Annotated in this window: 9 protein-coding genes and 1 pseudogene; 7 read left to right on the top strand and 3 right to left on the bottom strand. The window is 60.5% G+C overall.

Translation table 11 applies throughout. The features are described 5' to 3' along the window. Positions 1-504: 504 nt before the first annotated feature. From ACP7AP_RS23750 to ACP7AP_RS23770, 5 genes are all read left to right on the top strand, one after another. On the top strand, positions 505-744 hold the full coding sequence (locus ACP7AP_RS23750; RefSeq protein WP_426038343.1) for a hypothetical protein: 240 nt from the start codon (positions 505-507) through the stop codon (positions 742-744). Beyond that, entirely contained in the window at positions 726-860 is a 135-nt protein-coding gene (locus ACP7AP_RS23755; RefSeq protein WP_426038345.1) for a hypothetical protein, read from the top strand. The genes ACP7AP_RS23750 and ACP7AP_RS23755 overlap by 19 nt, the downstream gene beginning before the upstream one ends. A gap of 65 nt (positions 861-925) precedes the next feature. Next, positions 926-1,417 carry a flavin reductase family protein gene (locus tag ACP7AP_RS23760; protein ID WP_426038347.1) on the top strand — a complete coding sequence of 164 codons (492 nt, stop codon included), beginning with the start codon at positions 926-928 and terminating at the stop codon, positions 1,415-1,417. 159 nt (positions 1,418-1,576) lie between these two features. Beyond that, the gene (locus ACP7AP_RS23765) at positions 1,577-2,332 is read left to right on the top strand and encodes an SDR family oxidoreductase (RefSeq protein WP_426038359.1); all 756 of its coding nucleotides are present in this window, start codon (positions 1,577-1,579) and stop codon (positions 2,330-2,332) included. Positions 2,333-2,571: 239 nt separating this feature from the next. After that, positions 2,572-3,390 (top strand): TIGR00730 family Rossman fold protein, encoded by an 819-nt coding sequence (locus ACP7AP_RS23770; RefSeq protein WP_426038349.1) that lies wholly within the window; start codon positions 2,572-2,574, stop codon positions 3,388-3,390. Between the two features lie 208 nt (positions 3,391-3,598). Here the strand turns inward: ACP7AP_RS23770 and ACP7AP_RS23775 are convergent. After that, positions 3,599-4,369 (bottom strand): annotated as a pseudogene (locus ACP7AP_RS23775) (LLM class flavin-dependent oxidoreductase). Between the two features lie 342 nt (positions 4,370-4,711). Here ACP7AP_RS23775 and ACP7AP_RS23780 point away from each other — a divergent pair. After that, positions 4,712-5,110 (top strand): winged helix DNA-binding protein, encoded by a 399-nt coding sequence (locus tag ACP7AP_RS23780; protein WP_426038351.1) that lies wholly within the window; start codon positions 4,712-4,714, stop codon positions 5,108-5,110. Between the two features lie 14 nt (positions 5,111-5,124). Then, positions 5,125-5,547, top strand: coding sequence for a hypothetical protein (locus ACP7AP_RS23785; RefSeq protein ID WP_426038353.1), 423 nt, complete (start codon positions 5,125-5,127; stop codon positions 5,545-5,547). Positions 5,548-5,686: 139 nt separating this feature from the next. Here the strand turns inward: ACP7AP_RS23785 and ACP7AP_RS23790 are convergent, their stop codons facing one another. Then, on the bottom strand, positions 5,687-6,154 hold the full coding sequence (locus tag ACP7AP_RS23790; RefSeq protein WP_426038355.1) for a styrene monooxygenase/indole monooxygenase family protein: 468 nt from the start codon (positions 6,152-6,154) through the stop codon (positions 5,687-5,689). Continuing rightward, positions 6,151-6,579 carry a hypothetical protein gene (locus tag ACP7AP_RS23795; RefSeq protein ID WP_426038357.1) on the bottom strand — a complete coding sequence of 143 codons (429 nt, stop codon included), beginning with the start codon at positions 6,577-6,579 and terminating at the stop codon, positions 6,151-6,153. Before ACP7AP_RS23795 ends, ACP7AP_RS23790 begins: the two co-directional genes overlap by 4 nt. Between the last annotated feature and the right edge of the window lie 133 nt (positions 6,580-6,712).

A 6,712-nucleotide genomic window follows, 5' to 3' on the forward strand; every position in this document is an offset into this window, starting at 1 on the left:
GGCGGCGATCCTGAACCGATTTACGGCACTTGGAACGCCGCAAACTCAACGTGTGGGATGACTCTGTCCAGCGGAAGGGAAAACTCGACCTCAGGCTGATTTGTGCAACAGAGCCCGGTTACGGCGACATCGCGAAGGGTTACTTCGAGCAATTAATATTGCCAAGCTTCAGTTTGTTTGTGTCGGGTTCTATTATCAAAACTTCAGCTGGGAGTTGAATTTTGAATATCAAAAGGAAATGGCACAACTCGGCATCGGTTTCTGGTTCGATACTTATAGTTTTGGCGACTATCATGAAGAAATGGTAGTACTCAGAGAGCAGCTTGGTAGTCGCCAAGATGTTACACTGCAACAAGAGTAGCTTGTGCGCTTAAATGTCAGGGGGAGCCCATTCCAGAACGTCTGCTCTGCTTCCTGTTCACCCCGGCGATTGACCTCTCACGCTCCATCACCGAAATCGCCGCCCTGAAGGCGCAAGCCAAGGCTAAAGGCCGCAAGATTGACGTGCTGACCTTCTCTCATGTGATCTGCCGCCCGTCGCGGGACGAGGCCGAGGCATTCCTGCACCACACCGCCGTCGCCAACACCGACACCGCAGCGGTGGATAATCTGGTCAACCTGGAATTCGCCCACGCGCAAAGCTTCCCGCATGATCTGCTGGCCCAGATCAAACACCTTTTCGCCATGGGCCACGGTGCCTTCCCGCTGGTTGGCACCCCGATGACGTGGCCGAAGGCATCCTGAAACTACACGCCACCGGATTTGCGGGAACCACGCTTTCCTTTGTGGATTATGTCAAGGAATTCCCCTATTTCCGCGACACCGTGCTGCCAAAACTGCAAGAGGCGGGCATCCGCTGACGGCAGGGCAGCCATCCCTTGCGGCACCGCCCCACAGGCGGTGCCGCCCAAACCGCGAGCGCCTGATGTCCGAACCCACCCCCAAGCACTTCCGCGACGCCATGCGCGCCTTTGTCGGCAACTGTAGCCTGATCACCACCGGACAAGCCGAGGCCGCCACGGGCCTCATTGTCACCTCCGCAATCTCGCTCTCCGCCGAACCGCCCTTGCTGCTGGCCTGCGTCAACCGCGCCTCCTCCAGTTGGCCTGTGCTGAAAGAAACCGGCAGCTTCGGCTGGTCCAGCCTTGGCGCAGCCCATCAGGGCGTGGCTGAGCGCTTCTCCGGCTTCAACGGCACCAAGGGTGCGGCGCGCTATGAAGGTGCCGAATGGGAAACCGCGATCACCGGCGTCCGCCTGCTGAAAGGTGCCCCCACGGCCTTCGATTGCAGCATCGAAGAAATGATCGACCGCGGCACTCACTCAATCCTGATTGGCCGCGTCCAAGCCATCCGCACCACCATCGGCGCAGGCGCGTTGATCTACTGGAACGGCGGCTATCGCAGCCTTGCGGACTGATCGCTAGGCCAAAAAGCCGGACGGCCAATCTCGACACCGCACCGAGCCGACCCGTTTCCTGCGCATTGCCCATCTCTCGCGCTACAACCGCAAGAAACGGGTCGCTGCCCTCTCCCGCCACCGCCTAAGTCCCCGTCATGCAAACAGAAAGGCATGACCATGGACCTCAACGGAAAAACCATCCTGATCACCGGGGCAAGCAGCGGCATCGGTGCTGCCGCCGCTCTTTTATTCGCATCGGAGGGCGCACAACTGGTGCTCGGCGCACGCCGCCACCCCGAATTGCAGCGCCTCGTGGGCCAGATCACCGAAAGCGGCGGCAAAGCCATCTGCCTTGCAGGCGATGTCACAGATGAGGCTTATGCCAAAGCGCTGGTAGACCTCGCCGAAAGCCATTTCGGCGGCCTCGACGGCGCGTTCAACAACGTGGGAACCGTTGGCGATATGGTCCCCGTCCCCGCCATGGCCAGCGAGAACTGGCACAACGTCCTCGCCACCAATCTCAGCAGCGCGTTCTTCTGCGCCAAAGCCCAACTGCCCGCCTTGGCCAAACGCGGCGGCGGATCGGTGGTGTTCACCGGATCGTTTGTCGGCTTCAGCAACGGCGGATTGCCCGGCATGGCGGCTTATGCGGCGTCAAAAGCTGGTCTGATCGGCCTTGTGCAATCCTTGGCCTGCGACCACGCGGCGGAAGGCATCCGCATCAACGCCATCCTCCCCGGCGGCACCAAGACGGCGCTCGCAGGCGACGACCCCGCCACCCATGATTTCATCGCCAACCTACACCCGATGAAGCGCATGGCCACCCCGACCGAGATCGCCCAAGCCGCGCTGTTCCTGCTGTCAGACCGCGCCAGCTTCGTCACCGGGTCGGCGCTGGCGGTAGACGGTGGCATGGCGGTGCGCCTGCTGTAACCGCTGCATTTCGTTTCAGATGCCGCTGGCGCAGCCTTGCCCCGCGGCATCTCAGACCTACCCTTGCGGGGCCAAACGCAATACCGCAAAAGTTAACGTCGGCATAATTTCGAAAAAACCCTGTTGATTTCAAACAAATTTATTTTTGTCCACGCATGGACACGCAAAATCCGCGCCCTTCCCAACCCCCACAAAACCCGCTACCCCTAGCCTCAACACGCCCCAATCAAGGCCGCCCGATGACCGAAGATACCCGCCCCCACCCGTTCCGAGACTCTGTCCAAGACGTGGCCGCCACCCATCGCATCCCCGACACCCCGCAAACCCGCTCGCCCGCCTACAAGCTCGCCTTCGCGGACCAAGACTTCCTGACCCGAGAAGACCTCCGCCCCGTCCGCCTCCAGTTGGAACTGCTGAAACCCCAGTTGATGATGGACGAGATGGGCATCAAATCCACCGTCGTCCTGTTCGGCGGCGCCCGCATCCCCGATCCCGCGCACAAATCCGCCGCCAAAACCCCGATGCTGGCGGATCTGACGAAATACTACACCGAAGCCCGCAGCTTCGCCCGCATGATCACCGAAAGAAGCCTGCAAACCTACGGCCATGAAAACGTGATCTGCACCGGCGGCGGGCCGGGGGTGATGGAGGCCGGGAACAGGGGCGCCGACGATGCGGGCGGCCAATCCATCGGGCTGAACATCGTGCTGCCGCATGAGCAGGCCCCGAACCAGTATGTGACCCCGGAGCTGTCGTTCAACTTCCACTATTTTGCGATCCGGAAGATGCATTTCCTGATGCGGGCGCGGGCGATTTGTGTGTTTCCGGGCGGGTTTGGCACGCTGGATGAGATGTTTGAAAGCCTGACCCTGATCCAGACCGGCCGGATGAAACCGATCCCGTTCCTGTTGTTTGGCCGCAGCTTTTGGGAGCGGTTGATTGACTGGGACATGCTGGCCGAAGCCGGGGTGATCTCGGCTGCGGATTTGCGGCTGTTTCAGTTTGTTGAAACGGCGGAGGAGGCAGTGGCGGCGATGGATGGTTGGGGGCAGGAATAGGGTGAAATCGGAAGGGTCCCAACTCGGGACCTTTTTTGTTGTTTTATATCAGTGTGTTGGAGTTGGTGAATTAAGGATTTATTAACACTTTAATCCTTTGTGCCACAGGTCGAGCCCCTGTCTCGGGATGCTGATCGCGACTTCAAATTACACAACACGGGGCAACGCCTGATCGCCGGGTGGGCCAGCAACAGCGGTTCTAGGCGCTTTATGGTTCAACATAATCCCCAGAAGTTCTAAGCGAGACAGCGAAAAAGCGCCCGCCCCAGGGGGCGGTCAGGCGCTGCCCGGCGGCGCGTGCGCGCCTTGATTTCGGGCTGGGGGCTTTGCTTGGCAGGTTGGTGAGGGATTGATCTGACGAATGAGAACAGCGCAAATCGGGGTTGTCGGTGGCGAAGTTGCGCCCTTGCGGTGAGCCTGCGGCGTTGATGATTGGGACGGGGCCACGGATCGGGGCGGAATCGCCCTTGATCTGCTTGGCTTTGAAATAGCTGCCGTTCCAGTCGAAATGCTGTTTCGAGGTCCAGAGTTTGCGGACCAGATCGAACCATTCCTGCGCATAGGCGTAGTGGGTTTCGTGATCATCGGGCAGGGTCAGGCCAAGCGCCTCGTATTCGGGTTTGTTCCAACCCGCGACGATGTTCAGCCCGGCGCGGCCATGGCCGATCTGGTCGATGGTGGCGATTTACTTGCCGACAATCGCCGGATGATTGGCAGCGGTGTGTATGGTGGCAAAAACCGCGATGTTCTTGGTGGCAGCCAGCAGGCCCGCCGCCCAAGTCATGGTTTCCAAGACATTGCCATGGAAGTCGGTATCCCCACCGTAGCCGATCCAGCGGGCGATGGGCAGCATGAAGTCGATGTCCGCCTCACCCAGCATTTTGGCGAGGGTCAGGTTGTTGTCCCAGGAATTGTCCCAGCGCTCGGCGATTTTGGTGGGGGTCATGCCGGAGGAACAGTTGGAGGAAAACGTGCCCAAGCGAAAAGTGATCGCCGAAGAGCATCGGGTTGGTGGTCATTGTGGACTCCCTGTGAGGGTGATTATGGGACCGGATGATTTTAGGTTATATTTTATGATTGAAATTCAATCGTAAGTTCGCATTGCGTCAATGGGTTTGGCGGATGAGGATGCGTGCAGGCAAGGGGTTGGGGTGATGGCGGGAAAAAAGACTCAAACTCAAAATGATGCGCCAACACAGGTGGCGGCGCAGGCGTTGAATTACCGCTGGCATCTGGCGCAGACGGCGGGGGAAGTCGAAGTCACCGAGCTGGAATTCGCGCTGATGCGGGCGTTTGAGGGATTCGGGCGCTGGCAGTCGGAATGTCTGGCGGGGTGTGTGCGATGCCAGCCTCGGGGCCGGAAAACGCGCTGTTGCACATCATTCGGATGCATGATCGCCCGAAAAGCATCAAGGAACTGGCGCGCCTGGCCAACCGCGACGATGTGCCGAACATCCAGTACTCGCTGCGCAAGTTGATTGGCGCTGGGCTGGTGGTGCGCAAGGGCGCGGGGCGGTCGGGGGTGAGTTACGAGGTGACGGATGAGGGGCGGCGGGTGACGGATGATTACGGCGCGCTGCGGCGGCGGCTGTTGTTGGCGGAACTGGGGAACCTGCCGGGGTTTTCAACGCGCTTGGCCGAAGCGGCGCGGGTGTTGAACGTGCTGACCGGGATTTATGAGGAGGTCGCTAGGGTCGCCGCCACGCATCGGCGGGCCTAGAGCGGGGCGAGGCGGTGGAAGGCGTTTCGGGCGTAGATCAGGGCGGGGCCTGCGCCGAGGGTGAGGCTGGTGATCTGGCCGATGAAGATGCTGTGCGATCCGGCTTGCAGGGTACGACGGTGGCGGTGATGCCGCGTCGGGCCTCGGGGCCAGCGCCGGCGCGGGCGGTGACGATGGTTACGGCGCCGGGAGAGCGGCCCAACGCGGCACGAAAGGATGGGGTGTCGATCACGCTCATCTCAGGCGGCTTTCAACGGAGCCAGGTAGCTCGCGGCGGCGTCGGGATCGGCGACCATGGGAAGAAATCACGCGGGTTGTCAAAGCCGTTGGCCATGCGCGACGCCAGCGTGGGCAGGGCTTGGGCGTTGCCAATGATATCGAGCACGAAGGGCGGCGGCGGTTGCAGCAGCACGTTGGTCCAGCCGACCACCCATTAAGCGTAATCGCAGAACTGATCGAAGGTGGCTTGCATCCATGTGGCGTCAAACGGGCGGTCGCCGTGGTGCAGGATGCGGGCGAGGTTGATCGCGGCTGTTTTGGCGGCGTTGTTGGAGCTTTGGCCAGTGATCGGATCGTTCAGGCAGACCCATCGCCGAGGCCCAGCACGCGGCGGCCCGAGGGCCGGGTGGCGACCGGATGGCGGACGGTGGGGGCGAAGCGGCCTGCGAGGATGCCGTTATCGTCGGTGAGTTGGCAGTTTTTCGAGCGGTCGTATTCCCATGGCAGGAAGGTTTTCAGGATGTTCGGCGCGGTATCCAAATGCTGCGTGGGGGTTTTCACATCGGCCCAGCAATCCATCGGACCGCCCGGGACGCCCTCCATCACCATGATCTCACAGGGGCCGGTGGTGATCAGCGCCGGGAAGACAAAATATTCGCCGACGCCGGGGATCAGGTTGAATTCGACGGCTGAGTAAGGCTGCCGGGGCGTCATGCCTGTCACATAGGTCAGGGCGAGGGCGCGTATCGGTTTGTCGAAGGATGATTTCTCGGCGTCGCGGAGGAACAGGCGGCCAACGTCGCCCTTGCCCGAGGCGATGATCACCAGATCGTCTTGGCGGGTGTAGGTTTTAATCTCGGCAATGCCCCGTCAGCGATCTCCATCTGGCCAGCGAGGCGGCTGAATTCGGCCATCCAGCGCGGGATTTTCACCCGTTGATCGACGGAATAGGCGTTGCTGTCCAAGCGTGCGGACCAGTCGATCAGCTTTGTGCCAGAGTCATCGGGGTTGGGCACGATGAAGTTGATGCCTTCGACCCGTGGACATTCGGTTGACCAGAAATCAATGCCAATGTCACGCTCATGCTGCACGGCGTTGGAGAACATGCATTGGCTGGACAGAACTTTGCCACTGGCCACCTCATCTGCCGAGCGGTTCTGCACGATGCGGACCTGATGCCCGGCTTTCAGCAAGCCTATGCCCACTTGAAGCCCGGATTGGCCGCCGCCGATGATGATGAATTTACGCATGTCTCGCCCCTTTGGGTTAGAGCAAGTCGCCGTTCATATGATTCAGGCTTCCCATCTTGGACGGTTTCTGATTCCCTGATCTTTCCAGATATAGGGGATCGAGATGGGCAAATCACATCCTATGGAGCTTCGC

Origin of the sequence: Cypionkella sp. TWP1-2-1b2 (assembly GCF_049896245.1) — a bacterium.
Classification (GTDB): domain Bacteria; phylum Pseudomonadota; class Alphaproteobacteria; order Rhodobacterales; family Rhodobacteraceae; genus Cypionkella.